Annotated in this window: 20 protein-coding genes; 1 reads left to right on the top strand and 19 read right to left on the bottom strand. The window is 44.7% G+C overall.

Annotated features, from left to right (window positions below):
- Positions 1-28 precede the first annotated feature (28 nt).
- Together RH061_RS11530 and RH061_RS11525 are read right to left on the bottom strand one after the other, a co-directional pair.
- Positions 29-340, bottom strand: a complete 312-nt coding sequence (locus tag RH061_RS11530; RefSeq protein ID WP_311076200.1) for a DUF3892 domain-containing protein — start codon at positions 338-340, stop codon at positions 29-31.
- An 81-nt stretch (positions 341-421) separates the two neighbouring features.
- Positions 422-1,321 carry a superoxide dismutase gene (locus RH061_RS11525; RefSeq protein WP_311076199.1) on the bottom strand — a complete coding sequence of 300 codons (900 nt, stop codon included), beginning with the start codon at positions 1,319-1,321 and terminating at the stop codon, positions 422-424.
- Between the two features lie 149 nt (positions 1,322-1,470).
- Here RH061_RS11525 and RH061_RS11520 point away from each other — a divergent pair, with 149 nt between their 5' ends.
- Complete coding sequence (locus RH061_RS11520; RefSeq protein ID WP_311076374.1) at positions 1,471-2,520, top strand: M42 family metallopeptidase; 1,050 nt, start codon at positions 1,471-1,473, stop codon at positions 2,518-2,520.
- A 349-nt stretch (positions 2,521-2,869) separates the two neighbouring features.
- On the opposite strand, the gene RH061_RS11515 is transcribed toward RH061_RS11520, so the two are convergent.
- The 17 genes from RH061_RS11515 to RH061_RS11435 form a co-directional block, all read right to left on the bottom strand.
- Positions 2,870-4,084 carry an acyl-CoA dehydrogenase family protein gene (locus tag RH061_RS11515; RefSeq protein WP_311076198.1) on the bottom strand — a complete coding sequence of 405 codons (1,215 nt, stop codon included), beginning with the start codon at positions 4,082-4,084 and terminating at the stop codon, positions 2,870-2,872.
- An 87-nt stretch (positions 4,085-4,171) separates the two neighbouring features.
- Positions 4,172-5,386: an iron-containing alcohol dehydrogenase gene (locus tag RH061_RS11510; protein WP_311076197.1), complete on the bottom strand. Its 1,215-nt coding sequence runs from the start codon at positions 5,384-5,386 to the stop codon at positions 4,172-4,174.
- Between the two features lie 33 nt (positions 5,387-5,419).
- Complete coding sequence (locus RH061_RS11505) at positions 5,420-6,949, bottom strand: aldehyde dehydrogenase family protein (RefSeq protein ID WP_311076195.1); 1,530 nt, start codon at positions 6,947-6,949, stop codon at positions 5,420-5,422.
- A gap of 30 nt (positions 6,950-6,979) precedes the next feature.
- A complete protein-coding gene (locus RH061_RS11500) occupies positions 6,980-7,873 on the bottom strand; it encodes a R2-like ligand-binding oxidase (protein ID WP_311076193.1) in 894 nt (297 codons plus the stop codon).
- A 25-nt stretch (positions 7,874-7,898) separates the two neighbouring features.
- Positions 7,899-9,416 (bottom strand): class I adenylate-forming enzyme family protein, encoded by a 1,518-nt coding sequence (locus RH061_RS11495; RefSeq protein ID WP_311076191.1) that lies wholly within the window; start codon positions 9,414-9,416, stop codon positions 7,899-7,901.
- 41 nt (positions 9,417-9,457) lie between these two features.
- Entirely contained in the window at positions 9,458-10,354 is an 897-nt protein-coding gene (locus RH061_RS11490) for an MBL fold metallo-hydrolase (protein ID WP_311076373.1), read from the bottom strand.
- Positions 10,355-10,451: 97 nt separating this feature from the next.
- The gene (locus RH061_RS11485; protein ID WP_311076190.1) at positions 10,452-11,450 is read right to left on the bottom strand and encodes a phosphotriesterase family protein; all 999 of its coding nucleotides are present in this window, start codon (positions 11,448-11,450) and stop codon (positions 10,452-10,454) included.
- Between the two features lie 15 nt (positions 11,451-11,465).
- Positions 11,466-12,440 carry a quinone oxidoreductase family protein gene (locus RH061_RS11480; RefSeq protein WP_311076189.1) on the bottom strand — a complete coding sequence of 325 codons (975 nt, stop codon included), beginning with the start codon at positions 12,438-12,440 and terminating at the stop codon, positions 11,466-11,468.
- A 14-nt stretch (positions 12,441-12,454) separates the two neighbouring features.
- The gene (locus RH061_RS11475) at positions 12,455-13,246 is read right to left on the bottom strand and encodes an enoyl-CoA hydratase/isomerase family protein (protein ID WP_311076187.1); all 792 of its coding nucleotides are present in this window, start codon (positions 13,244-13,246) and stop codon (positions 12,455-12,457) included.
- 38 nt (positions 13,247-13,284) lie between these two features.
- Complete coding sequence (locus RH061_RS11470; RefSeq protein WP_311076185.1) at positions 13,285-14,064, bottom strand: SDR family NAD(P)-dependent oxidoreductase; 780 nt, start codon at positions 14,062-14,064, stop codon at positions 13,285-13,287.
- A gap of 31 nt (positions 14,065-14,095) precedes the next feature.
- Positions 14,096-14,503, bottom strand: a complete 408-nt coding sequence (locus tag RH061_RS11465; protein ID WP_311076184.1) for an acyl-CoA thioesterase — start codon at positions 14,501-14,503, stop codon at positions 14,096-14,098.
- Positions 14,504-14,619: 116 nt separating this feature from the next.
- The gene (locus RH061_RS11460; RefSeq protein WP_311076183.1) at positions 14,620-15,183 is read right to left on the bottom strand and encodes a TetR/AcrR family transcriptional regulator; all 564 of its coding nucleotides are present in this window, start codon (positions 15,181-15,183) and stop codon (positions 14,620-14,622) included.
- A 79-nt stretch (positions 15,184-15,262) separates the two neighbouring features.
- Entirely contained in the window at positions 15,263-16,876 is a 1,614-nt protein-coding gene (locus RH061_RS11455; RefSeq protein ID WP_311076181.1) for a long-chain-fatty-acid--CoA ligase, read from the bottom strand.
- A gap of 40 nt (positions 16,877-16,916) precedes the next feature.
- Positions 16,917-17,669, bottom strand: coding sequence for an SDR family NAD(P)-dependent oxidoreductase (locus RH061_RS11450; RefSeq protein WP_311076179.1), 753 nt, complete (start codon positions 17,667-17,669; stop codon positions 16,917-16,919).
- Positions 17,670-17,890: 221 nt separating this feature from the next.
- A complete protein-coding gene (locus RH061_RS11445; RefSeq protein ID WP_311076178.1) occupies positions 17,891-18,670 on the bottom strand; it encodes a class I SAM-dependent methyltransferase in 780 nt (259 codons plus the stop codon).
- Positions 18,671-18,697: 27 nt separating this feature from the next.
- Complete coding sequence (locus RH061_RS11440; RefSeq protein WP_311076175.1) at positions 18,698-19,189, bottom strand: NUDIX hydrolase; 492 nt, start codon at positions 19,187-19,189, stop codon at positions 18,698-18,700.
- A 144-nt stretch (positions 19,190-19,333) separates the two neighbouring features.
- A complete protein-coding gene (locus tag RH061_RS11435) occupies positions 19,334-20,395 on the bottom strand; it encodes a DUF3900 domain-containing protein (RefSeq protein ID WP_311076173.1) in 1,062 nt (353 codons plus the stop codon).
- Positions 20,396-20,443 lie beyond the last annotated feature (48 nt).

The raw sequence follows: 20,443 nt of genomic DNA, 5'->3' as shown, positions 1-20,443 counted from the left end.
AAATAAAAAATACAGGGATTTCTCCCTGCTAGAAATGTGGTAAATGATCAAGGTTGTTTTCTTTGATTCCATCGGGTTCGCTCCTGAGAATATCACGGCCATATTTATGGAATACATCCACATGGGCCAGTTTTCCCGCTTTGGCCTCAGTAAGAGCAGAAACATAATCAAGCTCTCTTCCGCTTTCTGTTTTAAAAGCAATCAGGTCGCCATCATCATTTTTACGGACGGCAACGATTTGTTCTTTCCCTGATTGTGGTGAGTTAGCTTCCAGTTCCGCTTGTCCCTGGCTGTGCTCTTTATAATCATTGTAAATCTGGTTAAAGTCTTTGCTTTCCAAAATAACACCTCCCGAACATATGTTTAGTGTTTACATTGAGGTTGCATTTATGCAAAAAAAGGGGTGACAAATAGTCACTCCCTAAAACGGCTGCCATGCTAGCGTCCTGGCCTTATTGAACCGCTGCTCAACTTCTTTCCAATTGACTACCTTCCACCAGTTTTCAACATATTGTGCCCGCTCGTTCTTATACTGCAGATAATAAGCGTGTTCCCACACATCCAGAACCAGAAGCGGAACAACATCCCATTGTGTTAAATTTTGATGTTTTTCTGCCTGGAGGATTTCAAGGCGATGAGCTCGCGGTGACCAGACAAGGATTGCCCAACCCACAGCTTCTACGTTTTTAGCTGCTTCTGTAAAATGCTTCCTCAATTGATCGAAACTGCCGAATGAATCGTTGATCGCTTTTCCAAGCTGGCCTTTTGGAGAACCGCCCCCTCTTGGACTCATTATGCTCCAAAAAATCGTATGGAGATAATGCCCCGCCCCATGGAACGCTGCTTCTCTTTCCCAATGTTTAATCAAGCTGAAGTCCCCGGTCTGCCGGGCTTTTTGCATTTCTTTCTCGGCTTTATTCAAGCCGTCCACATAGCTTTGATGGTGCTTTAAATGGTGAAGTCTCATTATCTCCTGATCAATAACAGGCTCAAGCGCATCATAAGCATAAGGCAATGGAGGCAGTCTGTGGCCGCCTATAGGGACAGGCTGAAGTCGCTGGCCTTGCTGGCGCTCACTTTCTAAGTCAGACCCACCCAAATAACTGTTTAAATCGTCATATAAGTCTCTAGCCTGGGCATATAGTGCTTCCTCATCCGATGAATGTTGCGCCTCTTGTTTCAATGTAAGGAGATTTTCCTCCCATTCTTGTAATATTGACTCCTCACCAGATTCTCTGAACTGCCCTTTAACGGAACCTAATTTCGCTTCCATCTCATTGCACCATTGCAGCAATGAATATTTGAACCAATACCCGTTCATTTTAATCCCTCCCCAAAATCCATCCATAATCAAAATATGAATAGACTGGGTTTGTGATTACAGTATTACAAGATAAATGCTTACTTTCGTTGGGGAAAAAAGTTTATAATAAGAATTGCGTGAAGATTTATGACGAGAGGAGTTTTATGATGGCATACCCTAACACAGATGAAACATTGAATTTATTGAAGGAATTGGTCAGCATCCCCAGTCCTTCAGGAAATACGAACGAAGTCATTACATATGTAGAAAATTTTTTAAAGGAACTGCAGGTTGAAACGAAGCGGAACCGCAAAGGCGGATTGATTGCGACTCTTCCTGGCAAGGATCAGCAGAACCATAGAATGCTGACTGCCCACGTCGATACTCTTGGTGCGATCGTAAAAGAAATCAAACCGAGCGGACGTCTTAAGCTTGATTTGATTGGCGGCTTCAAATACAACTCAATCGAAGGTGAGTATTGCGAAATTGAAACTTCAAGCGGGAAAAAATTCACTGGGACGATTTTGATGCACCAGACATCTGTGCATGTGTACAAGGATGCTGGGAAAGCAGAACGCAACCAGGATAATATGGAAGTCCGAATTGATGAAAAAGTACATAGCGCCGATGAAGTAAGAGACCTAGGAATTGAAGTAGGAGATTTTGTGTCTTTTGATCCGCGTGTTCAAATTTCACCATCAGGATACATCAAATCCCGCCATCTTGACGATAAAGCAAGCGTCGCGATCCTGCTCCAGTTAATCAAGCAAGTTAAGAGTGAAAATATTGAATTGCCATATACAACACATTTCTTGATTTCTAATAACGAAGAAATTGGCTATGGCGGAAATTCAAATATTACGCCTGAGACGGTTGAGTATCTCGCGGTTGATATGGGAGCAATGGGTGATGGCCAGTCGACGGATGAGTACACCGTTTCAATCTGTGTCAAGGATGCAAGCGGCCCGTATCATTACGAGCTGAGGAAAAGGCTGACTCAACTGGCAATCGATAATGAGATTGGCTACAAACTCGACATTTATCCATTTTATGGCTCTGACGCCTCAGCAGCAATCCGTTCAGGGCACGATATCATCCATGGATTGATTGGACCGGGAATCGACTCCTCCCACGCTTTCGAAAGAACCCACAAGGATTCTATTGAAAACACGGCAAAACTTCTGTACCACTACGTACAGTCTGAAATGATTTTATAAGAGTAAAGGTGATCACTTACTTATAAGGTGATCACCTTTTTGGTAGTTATAGGTGTGTAGGTCCGGATAGGTGTTTGCTGCTGCCATAATGGTAGCAAGGAGTGCTGCATTTACCTAAAAAGAACTGTTTACCTAAAAACGGTCAAAGGAAAGTGTCTGCATTTACCTAAAAAGAGCTGCTCACCGGAAAACGGTCAAAGGAAAGTGTCTGCATTTAGCATTTACCTAAAAAGAACTGCTCATCGAAAAGCGGGCAAAGCAGATTGTCTGCATTTACTGAAAAAGTGCTGCTCATCGAAAAGCGGGCAAAGCAGAGCTACTGCATTTTACGAGATACAAGCCCGGTGGCTTATTTCACAGTTTCTTCGGAAACGGGCTCAAATGGCCAGGTTGGGAGCATATTGGAAAGTGGCTTATCAACTCGATATCCTAAGACATATTCTCCTTGCATGACTGTGTGAATTTCTCGTGTACCTTCATAAATGACGGGTGCTTTGGCGTTACGCAAATACCGTTCAACCGGATATTCGTTGGAGAATCCATAGGCTCCGTGGATTTGGACGGCATCATTTGCAGCTTCATAGGCATAGTCGCATGCCTGCCATTTGGCCAGGGAGGTTTCCCGAGTGTTCCTCTTCCCCTGATTTTTCAGCCAGCCTGCACGGTATACCAGCAATCTGGACTGTACGAGGCCTGCTTCCATTTTGGCGATCATCTGCTGGACAAGCTGGTGCCTGCCGATTTCTTTGCCGAAGGTGCTTCGTTCATGACAATACTTCACACTGGCCTCAAGGCTTGCCATGATGGTTCCGCATGCACCCGCCGCTACTGTAAAACGGCCATTATCCAGTGCAGACATCGCGATCTTAAAGCCGTCTCCCTCCTGCCCTAACAGATTTTCTTTAGGAACCTTTACATGATCAAAGAAAATCTCACCGGTATTTCCGGCCCTAATTCCCAACTTTCCTTTTATTGCTTTAGATGAAAATCCCTCCCAGGTTCTCTCCACAATAAAAGCAGAAATGCCATGGTGTTTTTTGCTTCTGTCCGTGTAGGCAAATACAAGAAAATGGTCTGCTGCATCACATAATGATATCCATGTTTTTGATCCATTGAGTACGTAGTAGTCTCCTGCGTCCCTCGCCGTTGTCTGCATTGCCGCGACATCGGACCCTGCATTAGGTTCAGTAAGGCCGAATGCTCCTACCTTCTGCCCTTTAGATTGTGGTACCAGGTACTTTTGCTTTTGCTCCTCATTTCCCCACTGTAGCAAAGTCATGCTGTTCAGCCCGGTGTGCACCGATACAGCAGTCCTGAAGGCAGTGTCACCGCGCTCAAGTTCCTCACAGACAATCGCTAGGGAAATATAGTCCATTCCACTCCCGCCATATTGTTCCGGTATACAGACACCCATGAGTCCCAGGTCAGCAAGCCTGGTTAAAATACTGGTTTCAAAATGCTGTTTCTCATCCCATTCTTTTATATATGGCATGATTTCTTTATCGACAAAGCTCCTGACCGTTTTTCTTAATAGCTCCTGCTCCTCAGTAAAATCAAAATTCATATCTAATCACTCCTTTATAAACCTAAGCTGTTATGAAACTGTAAAAAGAGGGTGAATCCCAGACGGATTCCCCCTCTTACAACCATTTTATTTAACCCCTAATGGGACGACCTGCTGGCCGACTGCATGGATCAGTTCTTTTGGCATCGGGAAGGATACGGCTGCAGGGTCCTTGGCAACGGCACCCGCAACCCGCTCCAGGTCTTCCTCGGTTATGTTGTATTCTGTAAAGTTCGATGGCAATCCGGTCTTGTGTTGAAGCAGGCGCAACTTTTCAATCACTTTTGCCAGGACGGCCTCATTCTCTTCATCAGCATCAAAGTCAACACGCAATGCCGAGGCAAGTTCTTTTACTTTTGGAAGATACAGGCTTGGTACATATTCCATAACCACAGGGAGGAAAACGGCATTTGCCAGTCCATGAGGAATCCGGAACAATGCCCCATATGCATGGGCGAAGTTATGGACTGGAATCGCGTTCAAAGCAAAGCTGAATGCGGTGATTCCCATTAAGCTCGCCTGCAGCATTTCCATTCTGGCGTCAAGATTGGAACCCTCTGCTACTGCAACCGGAAGATTTTTTTCAATCAGCCTGATTGCATGCAAAGCATGGGCATCCGTCAGTGCAGTGGCACTAGGTGATGCAAATGCCTCAATCGCATGAGTCAATGCATCAAAGCCGGTAAAAGCCGTGATTGCCGCCGGCAGACCCACTGTTAAATCAGGATCCAGCACCGCAATGTCCGCACTGAGGAAAGGATTGATGATATTGCCTTTCATCTGGATATCCTCATTGTAGATGACCGCGATCGGTGACACCTCGGATCCTGTTCCCGCAGTTGTCGGAATGGCAATGTGCGGAATCGGGATATGCGTCGCTTTAGGAAATTGCTCGAATAAGAAGCCGCCAGGAATTGCTTCCTTGATGTCGGTTAGCCCTTTATGCATGGCATACTTTACTCCCTTAACTGTATCCAGCACACTGCCGCCTCCAACAGCAAGCAGCCCGTCAGCCCCCACTTCCCTTGCATACCGGAGAGCTTCATTCACCGAACGGCTCTCGGCATCCTGGGCAATGTCGACGTAAATCCCGGCAAGTTCAGGGCCAGTACCTTTACCGGTCAACTCGAAAATCTGGGCGACTTTTTCTACTACTCCGGCTTTTTCCAGACCCCTGTCGCTAAAAAGAACAACTCTTTTAGACCCTAAACCTTTGAACAAATCAGGTACCATGGCACGAGAATTTGACCCACTGTAAATTGCCGAACGCAGGGAGAACTGTGATAATGTTGTCGTTTGCATCCTTTTCACCTCATTTAGTTTTTTAAAATATCTTTATTCAGCTGTATCGGATAAAAGCAGTCCATACCAAGTCCGCTTATGTGCTTCAGGAACCATTGAAGTGTGTACATGCTTGACTTGGGTGTAGGCATCTAGCGAATGCTTGCCCATCTCGCGGCCGATTCCGCTCTGCTTGTACCCGCCAAATGGGGCATCATTGCGAAGCATATGCCAATCATTGATCCAGACAACACCTGCCTGAAGTTTGCGGGCAACCTCATAAGCTTTATTGACATCCCTGGTCCAAACACCGGCAGCAAGACCATAAATGGAATCATTCGCCATCTTGATGGCATCGTCTAAATCGGTATATCGGATAACTGATAATACTGGTCCGAAGATTTCTTCTCGGGCAATTTTCATGTCATTCGTTACATTCGTGAAAATGGTTGGTTCAATGAAATGTCCATTTTCACAGCCAGGAACCTTAGCTTCGTTTCCGCCGCAAACAAGAGTAGCACCTTCTGCCTTTCCTGCTTCGATATAGGATAAAATCGTCTCTTTTTGCCTTTTTGAAATGACCGGGCCCACATCACTTGCTGGGTCAAGTGGGTTTCCTAACTTGATTTTCCTTGCAAGGTTCACAAGGTTCTCAACAATTACATCGTGCAAATGATCCGGAACAAACAACCTCGTACCCGATTCACAAAGCTGCCCCGAATGCAGGAACACTCCAAATAAGCTTCCTGGCAGTGCGATGCTTAAGTCAGCATCCTTCAAAATGATGTTAGGTGACTTACCACCAAGCTCCAGAGTCGTGTTCTTCACTGTCCCTGCAGCAAGCTGCATTACCTTTCGACCTACTTCAGTAGAGCCTGTAAAAGCAACCTTATCAACTTTTGGGTGACTTGCCAGCTTTTCGCCTACTTCAGTCCCAGGGCCAGTCACGACATTAATGACTCCAGGAGGAACGACCTGTGAAATGATTTCAGCCAGCTTCAAAGTTGATAAAGGAGTGTAGCTTGCCGGCTTGACGACAACTGTATTTCCCATCGCCAATGCTGGAGCGATTTTCCATGTCGCAATCACCATTGGCAGGTTCCAAGGAGTAATCGCTGCGCAAACTCCGATTGGTTCGCGCCAGATGAAATTATGAGCCGGTCCAGGGAATGGCGGACTTGGCAGCGTTTCCGAGAATTGATATTCTTCAACGAACTTGGCCAGTGTCTGGAACAAATCGACCATCTGCAGAATATCATTTGCGCCAATTCTCCTCACCGTACCGCCAGAACTGATAGCCTCCAAGTAAGCCAGTTCCTCAGCATGAGCAGCAATTTGATAGGAAATCGCATAAAGCACCTTCGATCTTTCCTTTGGTTTCATATCCTTCCAGTCGGTTTCATCAAATGCCCTGCGTGCTGCACCGACGGCCCTGTCCACATCGGCTGCATTCCCTTTTGCCACTCGTGCCACCATTTCTCCAGTCGCCGGATTAAATACATCAAAGGTTTCCTGGCTGCTCGCTGCCTCCCATTTTCCATCAATGAATAACGGGAACGTTTTTACATCGACATTTACAGTCATTATTCTTCCTCCTCTATCATTCTAATTTGTTTACAGAACTCCCATCTCAGTCTCTGAAACTTTATAAATCTCTTCAATCCGCTTGCCTCTTGCACGGGAGAGGATGTCCATCCGGACAGAAAGCTGCTTCATGGTAAAATTCATTGTATCTTCAATCTGATTTCCGAAAGTACTTACATCCTTCCCCTTGAATCCCTCCTGGTTCAAACGGATGGCAAGCGGGGTCAGTTCCTGCATTTTTCCTTCAACAAATTCGTACAAATGTGGATGCTCACAAATCAGTCTTTGCAGCAGGAAAGTCCCATACCCAATATGCCTTGATTCATCTCTTTTCAAATTTCCGATCCCCTTGAGCAGTCCTGGCATCAAACCGAGTGTTTCAAGATTTTGATAGAATGAGTAGTAGCCTGTTTCAGCTAGGACTCCCTCAACGAACATATTGTAAACAGTGGATGCCTCAGCGATAGCTTCTGGAGATTGGTCTGTCAGCAGTCGGTCCATCGTTGTTGGAAGAATCTCATAGAAAATCGTTTTATAAGTTTCTGTATGGTGTCCTGATAGGTCACCTGTTTCCCCTAGCGCATTCAGGACAAGCCGGAAGAACTCTGTATGTTTGGCTTCTTCAAACAAGAAGGTGGTTAAAAACATCTCCTCCTCCAGCCTGCCTTCCTTAGCGATGGCCATGATCAGCGGCAGCAAATCAAGGGTGACAGCTTCCTCACCAGCCTGGAACTGTGAAATCAAGCGCAGAATATCATTTTGCTGTTCGGCGTCCAACTGTTTCCAGTCCTGTTGGTCCTGGGTAAAATCAATGTCAGCAGGGTTCCAGATCCCGAATTTCTTCGCTTTTTGATAGAGACGGAATGGGAATGATTCCGTCTGCAACCCCCGCTTGCTGGTTGTTAACATTGTTCTTTGTTCCACTTGCACTCCTCCTCGGTTAATGTCTTTATTTTGTGATGATAGTTGCAGCTGTTTCTCTTAGACGGGTCTTGAGGATTTTGCCGACTCCGTTCCGCGGCAAAGTTTCCATAAAAACAATCCGCTTAGGTGTTTTGTTTTTAGCCAGATTATCCTGGCAGTAATGGATCAGTTCATCTTCTGTAGCAGTGGATCCAGCCTTTTTCACGACACATGCGACGATTTCCTCACCCATCGCTTCATCAGGTACTCCTAAAACAGCGGCCTCTGAGACAGAATCATGGGCGTTCAGCAGCTCTTCAATATCACGGGGATATACATTGAAACCGCCCCTGATTACCAAATCCTTTTTCCTGTCGACAATATAGAGATAGCCTTCGTTGTCTACTCTGGCCATGTCACCTGTGAAAAGCCAGCCATCCTTGATGACCTTGTTTGTTTCTTCTCTGTTCTGGTAGTAGCCAGGGGTAACATTGTCACCCGAGACAATCAATTCCCCAACCTCTCCTGCAGGGACTTCACTTCCCTGTTCATCGACAATTTTTATGTTGACCCCTGGAAGCGGGATTCCGACTGAACCAGGTTTAATTTCAATTTTTTTATTATGCGCTGTCACGATGGGGGCCGCTTCTGATAATCCATAACCCTCAAACACTTTCGCGCCGAACTTCTTGCTAAAACCGTTCAGGAGCACGATAGGCAACGGTGCGGACCCAGAGCCGATCCACTCAAGGGAGGATGTATCATAATGGTCGGCTTTTGGGCTGCCAACCATTGCGTGGATCATCGCTGGTACCGCGGAGAAAGCTTTTACTTTATAAGTCTCAATAGCTTTGAAAATTTCTTCTGGATCAAACCGGGCGAAAACAACAACTGAACTTCCCGTTATATAGCACGTATTCGATATCGTAAGGCCATATACATGCGCTAAAGGGAGGACGCCAATCGTAACGCCTCTTTCGGTTTCATTATGGGCTGCGGAGTTGACTGCATTGGTGTAGAGGTTTTTGTGGGTCAATAGAACGCCTTTCGGATTTCCAGTCGTTCCTGAGGTGTATAAAATCACGGCGGTTCCGTTTTCATCAGAATCTTCCTCGGTGTCAGCTGATTCTGAAGACATCAAATCATATAGGTTTAACGAATCATCACTGCCAGGAAGATCTGTAACAACCAGGATTGGTTTGACTTCCAGGGCTTCTATCGCCTTTTTCATATTTTCTGCTGTATAGGAAGAGGCAATGACAACTTTGGCTTCGCAATTTTTGATGATGTACTGAATTTCTTTTGGATGCAGGGTGAACATGATTGGAACAATGACAGCGCCGCTCCTGGTAATGCCTTGATAGGAAAATATCACTTCAGGGTTATTTGGCATACAGACGACTACCCGGTCGCCTTTTCCTACTCCAAGTTTATGGAGGCCATTCGCGATCTTGTCAGCATAAGACCGTGTTTCTATATTTGTATACTGTTGGTCTTTATAATAGATAAATGGATATGCACCGTATTTACTGATATTATTTTCAAGCAGCTCTTTCAGCTTCATTTAATCCACTCCTGATAAAAGTATAAGAAGCTAGCCAACTATCAGATCACCCTATAATAAACAATTGAATCTCGTTCCTCTTTCATCACCTCATTTCGGGCTTCCATCAAATCAAGATGGCCTTGTATTTGTGAGAGCCCAAGGAAAACGATCTTCCCCTTCAAGTGCGGGTATACCTTCTGGCAAATTTCATAAACATTTTTATCACCCTCTTTTAACACCTTGAGGATTTGCTGACAGCGTGCATCCTGCTGTGCCAACCTTTTATCAATGAGCTCATTGTGCTGTGTGAAGGGTAATCCATGTCCTGAATAACATTTTCCAAGCTTAATGCCCTTTGAGCGAATCAGGGATTCCCTGTATTGAATCAAGGGAGACGGACGATGTTTCCTACCTGGTACAGGAGGCTCTATGAAGGCGTTGACGGCCAGCTCGGGAATGATATGGTCTCCGACAAATGTAATCCCCTGCAGCTCATCAATCAGAAGGATATCCGTCTGGCTATGTCCGGGAACATGCAATACACTGTAGGGTCTTCCACCTATGTAAACTTCATCGCCTTCATTGACATAATGAACATTCTGCCAGATTTCTTCTTTGTATTTCCGTGCATGCTGATGAACGGCAGGGTCAGCACCACATTCCTTTAGAAAATCACTGAAAAAAAGATTGATTCTATTAAACTCTGTTTCTCCTCCTGTAATCACTGGCCTGGCGAGTTCATGTACATACACAGGAAGGCTGGCCTCCTGCTGAATCAGGCTGACTCCTCCACAATGGTCTGTATGCATGTGGGTCACAATGATATGGTCAAAGTCTCTAAAACTGAGATCATGATCTTTTAGCAGAGATTTCAGCTGGTAAAAGGATTTCTCGCCTGGATTGCCTGTATCTATAAGTGTCGCTGTTTCACCTAAAACCGCATATACAACAACGATTCCTTCAGAAAAAGGCGAATCCAGCGTAAGCGGTATAATTTTTTGAATAGGTCTTCGCCCCTTTCTTAGGATCTTAAATCAGCTGCAAGAAATGTTTCTAGGAAACTACCTTTGCAGGAGCGCCAGTGAAAAGCCCAACTGCATTTCCGCCGAGCATCTTATCAATTTGAGTTTCTGACACTCCATTTTCTCTAAGCCGTGGCAAAATGTTATTGAAGATATGGCCTGGCTGCCAGTTTTCCATGATTTTTGCTGCCTGTTCCGGCATAACAGGAGGGCGACCGAGCCAGATATTCACGGTGTCATGTGCCAGCAAAATTTGATCTTGGTATCCTTCATTTAGCAAAGTCAATAAAGTCTGAATCCGTTCCTGGTCGAAAGGAGCACCTACCATCCCCTGGATGCCAAAGCGGTCCAGGCCGATCCTGACTCCCTGATCCATAACCTCCTTATGATATTCAGGGTCGGTGTTTCCACACATATGGCCGATGATGATTTTGCCTGGATCTGCTCTATTCTCAATCAACAGCCTTACCTGTTCAGGTCCCATCGTTCCTTCCTGGGTGTGTGTAAGGATTACTGCGCCAGTCTCCTGCTGTACACGTGCGCCTGCCCTGAAAAACATTTTTTCATACTCTGTGATTTCATTTTTGCTTGAAGCAAGCTTGATCACTCCTGGTTTTATTCCCGACCCTGCAATACCTTCGGTGAGCTCTTCCTTGAACATTTGATAGATTTCTTCTTCGGCTGTTCCCAAGGCCTGCCTGAACTTAAAATAGGGTGTTGCTCCTTCGCCTTCATAATAGTAGCCGGTAGCACAAATAATTTGCAGACCGGTAGCTTCCGAGATTTTCTTTAAAAATTCCGGGTTCCTTCCACACTCATTAGGCGTCGGATCCACGACTGTCTTTACACCAAAGCTTTGCATGTACCTGGCAATGTTAATTGCCTCTTCCAGAGCGGATTCTTCATTGAAGGCACCCAATGTTACATCTCCCTGGAAACCAGGATAACCAAAGATAAAGTGCTCATGAATCAGTGTCTTACCCATTTGCTCAGCTTTAATAGGACCAGTTACCGTATTAATACTTGCCATTCAAATCCCCCCTTTTTAAGGTTTAAGAATCAGCTTTCCCTTCGTCTGCCTTGATTGTAAAAGACGATGGACTTCAGCTGCTTCCTCGAGGGAGAATACTCCTCCGATTGTAAGCTTTAATTGCCCCTTTGATAAATAACCAAGCATTTCAGCCATACTTGATTGAATCAAGGCTGGCTTCCTCATGATTTGTGGAAGAAAAAAGCCTATGACAGACTGGTTTCTCGCCATCAAGGAAGACGGATAAAAGCGGCTCTGTTCCCCGCTGGCAACTCCATAGATCACCAGACGCCCAAAAGTGGCAAGACATTTGAGGGTTTTATTGAAAATTTCGCCGCCTGCCATTTCCAGTGCGACATCGACCCCTTTGCCCTCTGTTGCCTCGAGAACCTTTTCCTCCCAGCCTTCTTCCGTATAATTGATAAGAACATCAGCTCCCATATCAGCGGCCAAAACCAGTTTGTCCTCAGTGCTAGCAGTAGCTATTACTTTGCTTGCGCCTGATAGCTTTGCAAGCTGGACAGCCAGCGTGCCGACTCCACCTGCTGCCGCATGGACCAGAACGGTTTCTCCTGCTTCCAGGCGTCCCATCGTCTTCAGGATATGATAAGCACTCAGACCCTGAAGCGGGAGTGCGACCGCCTGCTCAAATTCCATTTTGTCCTGCAAAGGTATTAGTCCACGGCTGTCAGCCAGGGCAAACTCAGCGTAACCTCCAGATTCAATCAAGGTAACAACGCGGTCGCCTGCCTGAACATTTGTTACGGATTCTCCTGTTTCAACGACTACGCCCGCAACCTCTGCACCAGGGATAAACGGAAGTTTTGTTGGAACAACATACTGTCCTTCTCTCCTTGCAGTGTCAGCATAGTTGACACCGATTGCATGGATTTCGATTAGAACTTGATGCCCTTTAGGAACTGGGCGTTCCAGCTCTACTACCTGGAGAACCTCCGGACCGCCATATTCTTTCAGTTGAATTGCTTTCATGATTTGCCTCCTCCTTAGTTGCCTGTAAAGTTTGGTTTTCTTTTTTCCTTAAAGGCTGCAATGCCTTCTTGATGATCTTCCGTGGAAACCATCATAGTCTGTGTAATCCGTTCCTGTTCAAGAATCTCTTCAAGCGTCGCTGTCAAGGAATGGTCGACCAGTTTTTTAATCATCCCATATGTTCTCGATGGCCCACTTGCAAGAAGTCCGGCTAGCTTAAGTGTCTCTTCCTGTAATTGTGCAGAAGGCACGAGATAGTTTATGACTCCAAGCTGGTATAAACGCTGTGCCGGTATTGGTTCTGCAGTGAACATAAATTGTTTTGCCAGGTGTGGACCGACTAGTCTAGGGACGAAATAGGAACCGCCGCCATCTGAGACAAGGCCGACCTGCGAAAAGCTTAGCGCAAATTTACTGTCATCCGCAGCGACAATCAAGTCACAAGCAAGTGCGAGATTAAAACCTGCGCCAGCAGCAAAGCCATGAACCGCTGCAATAATCGGCTTCTCCAAAGCTTTCATTGCAAGGATACATTCGTTCAGCCTGCCTATATGGTCATATACTCCTGCCGCGTTTGCCTGGCCCATCGTTTTTACATCGCCGCCAGCACTGAACGATCGTCCGGCGCCTGACAAAACGATTACCTTTACCTCAGGGTCGTTCTGTGCATCTCGTAATGTATCTGTCAGTGTTAGGATCATTTCCGGACTGAAGGCATTCAAGCTTTCAGGTCTGTTTAGCGTTAAGGAAAGTACGCTCCCATTTTTGTTATTTACCAAATGGTCATTTGTTTTAACATTCGTCAAAAATATCACCCTTTCATAGACTTAGAAGAGTCTTAAGCTTATTTAATCAGCCAGCCGCCATCAACAAGTATGTCAGAACCCGTCATGTAGGAAGCTTCCTGTGAAGCGGCAAAAGCAATCACATTCGCGATTTCATCGGCCTTGCCAGCTCGCTTTAAGGCTGTATTTTTTCTTATTGCTTTTACAAATTGTTCATTCTGCATTCCCTGCTCAGTCAAGGGTGTTTCCACGAATCCTGGTGAAACTGAATTTACCCTGATTCCGTATTGGGACAATTCCAATGCCAATGCTTTTGTAAAATTGATGACACCCGCCTTAGCGGCACTATAGTGGGGGATATGCGCACCAGCCTGGTGTCCGGATAAACTGGCCACGTTCACAATTGAACGGTTATGTGAAATATCCGATTCCTTGTCTGCACATTCAGCCATAAGTTTTCCAAGTATTTTCGAAACCAGAAAAACGCTTTTTAAATTTGTATTTTGGACAAAATCCCAATCCTGTGCTGTAGTGTCCATGATTTTTGAGTGGACAGAACCTCCGGCATTATTCACAAGAACATGCAGTTCCCCAAATTGCTCCTCTACGTATCTTGCTAACTCTAAAACATCTTCCTCGTCAGTCACGTCGGCAGGAAAGATTTCAGCCATGGGAATATTGAGTGATTCATTTATTTCTTTTGCCGCTCTCTCAAGCTTGGATTTCGTTCGTCCGACCAATATTACTTTTGCCCCTTCACTAGCAAACCGGGCGGCGGCCGCTTTTCCGATTCCACTCCCCGCTCCTGTAACAAGAACCACTGTTTCTGCGAATCTCAATCCTTTCACCTCCTTTATTTTTACGAAATATTCAGTTATTTATAGGCAATAAATAACTTTTCAGCCCTTCTTTCAGCAATTCGGGTAAAATTTCACTCTTTTGATTTTTAAAATCATAGTACACAATGATTGCGGTTCCCTTAGCAATCAGCAGCTGTGTTTGTGAACAAACAATGTCATGCTCAAGCTGGAAGCTTTTCGAGCCGATTCTTGATACATAAGTCTTAACAGTTAATAGCTGGTCAAAATAACCCTGGCTGACAAAATCACACTTAGTTGATGCTAAAATGAACTTCCAGTCATTCAATTCCATGCTGTATCCCAATGATTCAAAAAAGCGGATCCGTGCCTCCTCCAAATAAACAAAATAGCTAGTGTTGTTGATATGCCCCAGTGCATCTGTTTCTCCAAATCGTGCCTGTACCTGGATCTCCTGCATAGGTCTCCCCACTTTCACTTCGGTGAATTTAAATTGATCTTCTCGTACTAACCGGTTGGTATGTAAATAGCAAAGAAAGAGGCCAAGCTTTAACACGCCTCCTTCTACACTATTCTTCAGCTAACTTCGATTCCCTTCAGGATCATTTCGACAAAAATCTCGGCCACTTCACGATCGGATACCTTTCCCATTGGATTGAACCACTGGTAGCTCCAATTAGCAGCGCCCAGAATGCCAAAGGTGACGATAATTGGATTTAAATCCTGACGGAATTCGCCACTGTCAATACCCTTACGAATAAGCAATTCCACGTTCAATCTAAATTGATCCCGCTTTGCAACAATCTGTGCCAGCCTGTCATCACTTAAGTGACGCATTTCCCTGAAAAAGATTTTTGCGGATGCCCCTTTAGACTTAATGCTGCTGATCAGCATATAAACAATATCGTATAATTTTTGTTTGCTTGTTGACTGTTCTAAGAGTATCTCTTCCTGACGAGCCAATAATTCGTCAATATATCTGAGATGTATATCCATCAGTAATTCTTCTTTGCTGGAAAAATAATAATAAAACGAACCTTTAGTTACTCCAATGGAATCGACAATATCCTGGATGGATGTCTCACTGAAGCCTTTCTTCTCAAATAATTTTATACTGTGTTCGGTAATTTTTTCTTTCACTTTGCTGTCCTCGCAATCCTACTAGTCTGCACAGAAATTATACCATATTTTACCCCCTGTCCGATTCAGTTTAAAGTATTTATCTACTCTTCACTTCTTCTCTTAGGGCTCTTCGTAAAATCTTGCCAACACTTGTCTTTGGAAGCTGTTCACGGAATTCGACGACGTTCGGGACCTTGTATGCGGCCATATTTTCCCGGCAAAATTCCTTGATCTGGTCCTCATCTGCTTCTTTGCCAGCTTTTAGGACGATCACTGCTTTTACAGCTTCGCCGCGGTATTCATCCGGGATGCCAATGACAACCGCCTCCTGTACAGCTGGGTGCTCATATAGGACTTCTTCAATATCACGCGGATAAATATTGTATCCGCTCGCGATGATCATGTCTTTTTTCCTGTCGACAATGTAGAGATATCCGTCTTCATCTACTTTAGCGATATCTCCTGTATATAGCCACCCATCTCTTAAGGTGTTGGCTGTCTCTTCCGGCATATTCCAGTAACCTTTCATTACCTGCGGACCTTTGATGATGACTTCACCGAGCTCTCCAGCCGGAACGTTTTCTGTCCCTGTTGCCAGGTCGACGACTCTGTATTCTGTTGAAGGCATGCCGATACCGACACTGCCAGGCTTTCTCTCCGCAAAGCTTGGATTGCAATGTGTAGTAGGAGAGGCTTCTGATAGGCCATACCCTTCTAGGATTTTTGAGCCGGTTTTTCTCTCGAATTCCTTCATCAGCTCTACTGGCATTGGTGCACTGCCGCTGTTGCAAATTTCTATGCTGCCAATTCCAAACTCCTCCGCTTTCGGATGGTTCGTGATTGCGACATACATGGTCGGTACACCTGGGAACATAGTTGGCTGCTCATTTTTTATAGTATTAAGTACTTCTTCCAGGTCAAAGCGAGGCAATAAGATGATTTCTGCGCCTGTATAGATTGATAGATTCATGCATGCTGTCATCCCGAATACATGGAACAGGGGGATGACCGTCAATGAGCGCTCAACCCCAGGTTTGATGTCATGCTTGAAGAATTCATGTGATTGCAGTACATTGGCCAGGAGATTACGATGGGTCAGCATCGCACCCTTGGATCTTCCTGTAGTCCCGCCCGTATACTGCAGGACAGCGATATCATTCGCCGGATTAACATCCACCACTGATGTCCTGCCGCTGCTTTCTGATAAAAACGCTTCAAATTTAGTGTCCGGGGCAAAAGAGTGTTCAGAGGGCTGCAGGCTGACTACGATAATGTTTCGTAGCTTCGTAGAGGCCTGAACACTTTTAACCTTCGCATAGAGAGCATCAAACACTACAATCGTTTCCGCTCCTGAATCATTGAGAATATATTCAAGCTCACGTTCAACAGACATAGGGTTAACCTGGGTAACGATCGCACCTGCGGTCAATATACCATAATAGGAAATGACATATTGTGGACAGTTTGGAAGCATGATGGCAACCCGGTCTCCAGCTTCCACACCTCTGTTTTGCAGTGCTGAAGCAAAATGTGTAACTGTTTGGGATAATTGTTCATAGGTGACTTTTCTGCCATAGAAGGATAAAGCATTATTGTGAGGATACTTCTCTGCTGATTCTCGCAGCATTTGCGGCAAAGACTTCTCAGGAATAGTAATTGTTGTAGCAATGGAGTCAGGATACTTGGAAAGCCAGACATTATTCTCGCTCATTTAATTTCCCCCATTCAATTGTTAACTTAATTTTATATGGCTAAAATGTCAGTCCACCGCCGTCGACTGACAAAGTGGCACCGGTAATAAAAGAAGCTTCATCTGAAGCGAGGAACAGGACCGCATCAGCGACCTCTTCAGGTGTCCCGATTCTGCCTAACGCATTAGCTCTCGAAATAATCGGCCATTTCCTCTCATCATTTTTCCAACCATCTATAATCTTGGTATCGATCACACCAGGTGCAATGGCATTTACACGGATACCATCTCTCCCATATTCCAAAGCTGCATTTTTGGTCAGCAGGATGATCCCGGCTTTCGATGCGTTGTAAGCTGCTAGATATTTTTGCCCTTTTATCCCAAGCAAGCTTGAGGTGTTGATGATTGCGCCGCCGCCAGTCTTTTTCATCTCTGGAACAGCATATTTAATACCGAGGAAAACGCCTTTAAGGTTAATATCAATGATCTGGTCCCATTCCTCTTCCGCGAGATCGACACTTTTCACATTCGGATTTCCTATCCCTGCGTTATTAAAAAGAATATCCAGCTTCCCGAAGGTTTCGACAGTTACCGAAATAAGTTCCTTCATCTGCTTGGAATCGCTTACATTTATTTCGGCAAAAAGTGCACTTCCTCCCTGCTCTTCTATCAGGCCTGCTGTTGCCCGGCCGCCATCAACATTTAAATCACCGATTACAACCTGGGCCCCTTCATGAGCAAAGCGGAGTGCGGCTGCACGTCCAATTCCACTGGCCCCGCCAGTTATGATTGCCGTCTTGTTTTCAAATCTCATATTATTCCCCCTACTATTTTCTACTAACCGGTCGGTATGTATTGGTAACTTTATTATAACGTTTATATTGAAATATTCAACTATTAGTCTAAATATTCTAATAAATTTATCCAAGGGACTACTCAGGGTGAAGGTAGCTGGAGCTTGGTACTACTCCGGGTAATATGGTTTAATCCAGATATAATAAGAAAAGCCCTAAGGGTTACTTAGGGTAAAAATTTTCAGAGCTTTATTTTAATTGCTTTTGTTGCGACAAAACATTGAATAAACTCATCCAGTGGCCTTCTGCCGCCAAAATCATCTTCATACAATCCGGCAATGACAAATCCGGCATCGATCTGACCTTGAATCTGGTCTTCTAGTGTATGAAAGAATTCAATGGTATTACCTGATTCTATATATTTTTCTTTTTCATAGTCTGTAAGGTTGTCCAAAGAAGATCCGGGAATTTTATTCTTCACCACAAGATTCCCTTTCATATCTTCTTCATCATCAAAGATGAATAAGAGGGGATTTGTAAAGCCCGAAATAAGTGTTCCTTTGTTTTTCAATACTCTTGAAGCTTCTTTCCACACCTGGGAAATTTCCTCAACAAAGACATTGGCCACCGGGTGGACGATCAAATCAAATTCTTCATCGCTGAATGCCGAAAGATCTGTCATGCTGCATTGCAGAGTGCATAATTGAAGTCCTTCTCTTTTAGCGACAAACTCATCCTGCTCCAGCTGTTTTCTGGAAATATCAACAACCGTTACATCAGCGCCAGCTGCCGCCAGAACAGGCCCCTGCTGTCCTCCGCCAGAAGCAAGACATAGAACCTTCAAGCCTGCCAACGATTGAGGAAACCAGTTTCTTGGAACCGGTTTTCCCGTTGTCACGGTAATTTCCCATTCGCTTGCTTTGCTTTTTTCAATTATCTCCCTGGAGACCGCTTTGGTATATACTGACTCACTTTCTACCTTCTTGTCCCATGCAAGACTATTTTGCTTAATTGCGTCCATCTTCTTCACCCTAACTATCTTAATCTATTATTTTTTGCCTGCTGCGATTCTTAAAATATGCTCATAAAGCTGGTGCCAATCATGGTAATATTCTTGTACCTGATCTGGATCCACGAAAATTCGTTCTGAGGATTCGTATTCTGCTTCGAACTCATGTACTTCCGTTATGTCCATCCGGTAAAACACCTGAAAACCGATTTTAGGATAAGGACTATCCTCATTCCATTGCGAGTTTGCACTATGATCGACCATAATCGAACCTAAAAGTGTGCATTCACCAGAAACATAGGCCTCCTCCATAGTTTCCCTCTTAAAACACTCTTCAGCAGTTTCATCTGCCTCAATATGACCGCCCGTCATATCCCAGCCGCGTCGATTCAAGTTAACTAGGAGCACCTTGTCATCGCGAAAGCAAAAGCCATGGACACTGCTGATTAAATCCCTGGGAGGAAGCGAACCCTCTTCCAGCCATGATAACTTAACTCTTGCATTGCCCCAGTTTACATATGTTGTGACCATCCTTACTCCCCCTTGCCAACACCCTACTTTCCAATTGTAACCAAAATGTGAAGTGTGTGACAATATAAAAAACACTGGCCATTGAATATGCCAGTGTTTCTATAAGTATTAAATATGCTGAACTGCTATGGCTATGAACATCTGTCAGCCCTTTTGCCTGATTCTTTCAACAACAGTGCCTATTTCATCTGGTTTGGCAAATTCGACTGGCGAAAATCCTTTTTCAAAGGTAATCGTATCAGCTTCAATCATGATGACATACTTTCCATTAACCTTTGCAAGATGGATACTGTCACCATAATCTGCTAGCAGCCCTTTTACAAAAATGTGGTCGAGCTTCATCTTTAGCTCCAGTTCAGGTGTATGCTCGATCAACTGTGCAGCCGCTTCAATCACCTGCTCTGGTTCGAACCGCTCCTGGAGCTCACGTTTATCGCTTGCGGCCCAGATTTCCATCGCATTCTCGAGCTGCTCCCGTTCCTCGCTTTCAGGCTCAAAGGTTTCTTCCATATGCCCTCTGACCATTTCGATGACCTGAGTTTTTACGATTTCCGGCATCGACTGGCCATACTCTACATATTTGAGGAAATCTTCAAAGTATCGTGCATGTGATGATTGATTGATTTTTAGTTCGTTGTCCTGGATCATGCCTTCTTCAGGCATATATGGATATTGGATGGATTTCATGTTTTTAGTCGTAATAGCCATTTCAACCTGACGAATCAATGTAGATTCATCAGATATTGAAGCTACTTTTGGTTCAAAGTCACATTTCAGGATGAACACAAACGCATCGTCAAAAAACTTGCGAAGCTTTGCTCGTGCCACGATGAATGCACCGCATCTGACTGCGCTTGTATCAACGTAAGCGATGGCGAACTTTTCACTCTCTTGCTGGAATGCCTCTTTTGACTCCGCAAAACGGACACGATGGAACAGATTGTAGTTTGGGTTGGATGTTAAATCATGTCCTTCTTCAACGATGAAGTATCCTAGTTTTGTAGGAACTTCGTCAGTTTTTGGATGACGTTCAACCTTGCGCTTGACGATTTTTGCAAACTCCCCATCGAGGAAATCCTTTAAAGGGCCGGATTCATATTCTTCCTCATTCAAGGTCTGGAAATGCTTATATCTTTTATCTGCCTGCTCACCTTTCCCTTCTACCTGTACAACATAAAAAGAAAGGTACTGAACTTCAAATTCCATGATAAAACTCCCTGCTGACTATATTTGATGAATGCTTCCTAAATAAGC

The organism is Mesobacillus jeotgali, assembly GCF_031759225.1.
Taxonomy (GTDB): Bacteria; Bacillota; Bacilli; order Bacillales; family Cytobacillaceae; genus Mesobacillus; species Mesobacillus jeotgali_B.
Note: the sequence above shows the minus strand (reverse complement) of the source record. Positions and strands in the feature narration are given on the sequence as shown.

Bases quoted from the DNA above. Each gene is read 5' to 3' on its own strand.
- RH061_RS11465 (WP_311076184.1), bottom strand. From the start codon at position 14,503: ATGCAGGAGATCCAGGTACAGGCACGATTTGGAGAAACAGATGCACTG.
- RH061_RS11510 (WP_311076197.1), bottom strand. From the start codon at position 5,386: ATGCAAACGACAACATTATCACAGTTCTCCCTGCGTTCGGCAATTTAC.
- RH061_RS11450 (WP_311076179.1), bottom strand. From the start codon at position 17,669: ATGAGATTTGAAAACAAGACGGCAATCATAACTGGCGGGGCCAGTGGA.
- RH061_RS11480 (WP_311076189.1), bottom strand. From the start codon at position 12,440: ATGAAAGCAATTCAACTGAAAGAATATGGCGGTCCGGAGGTTCTCCAG.
- RH061_RS11485 (WP_311076190.1), bottom strand. From the start codon at position 11,450: ATGGCAAGTATTAATACGGTAACTGGTCCTATTAAAGCTGAGCAAATG.
- RH061_RS11435 (WP_311076173.1), bottom strand. From the start codon at position 20,395: ATGGAATTTGAAGTTCAGTACCTTTCTTTTTATGTTGTACAGGTAGAA.
- RH061_RS11455 (WP_311076181.1), bottom strand. From the start codon at position 16,876: ATGAGCGAGAATAATGTCTGGCTTTCCAAGTATCCTGACTCCATTGCT.
- RH061_RS11505 (WP_311076195.1), bottom strand. From the start codon at position 6,949: ATGACTGTAAATGTCGATGTAAAAACGTTCCCGTTATTCATTGATGGA.
- RH061_RS11495 (WP_311076191.1), bottom strand. From the start codon at position 9,416: ATGAAGCTGAAAGAGCTGCTTGAAAATAATATCAGTAAATACGGTGCA.
- RH061_RS11515 (WP_311076198.1), bottom strand. From the start codon at position 4,084: ATGAATTTTGATTTTACTGAGGAGCAGGAGCTATTAAGAAAAACGGTC.
- RH061_RS11520 (WP_311076374.1), top strand. From the start codon at position 1,471: ATGGCATACCCTAACACAGATGAAACATTGAATTTATTGAAGGAATTG.
- RH061_RS11440 (WP_311076175.1), bottom strand. From the start codon at position 19,189: ATGGTCACAACATATGTAAACTGGGGCAATGCAAGAGTTAAGTTATCA.
- RH061_RS11525 (WP_311076199.1), bottom strand. From the start codon at position 1,321: ATGAACGGGTATTGGTTCAAATATTCATTGCTGCAATGGTGCAATGAG.
- RH061_RS11445 (WP_311076178.1), bottom strand. From the start codon at position 18,670: ATGGACGCAATTAAGCAAAATAGTCTTGCATGGGACAAGAAGGTAGAA.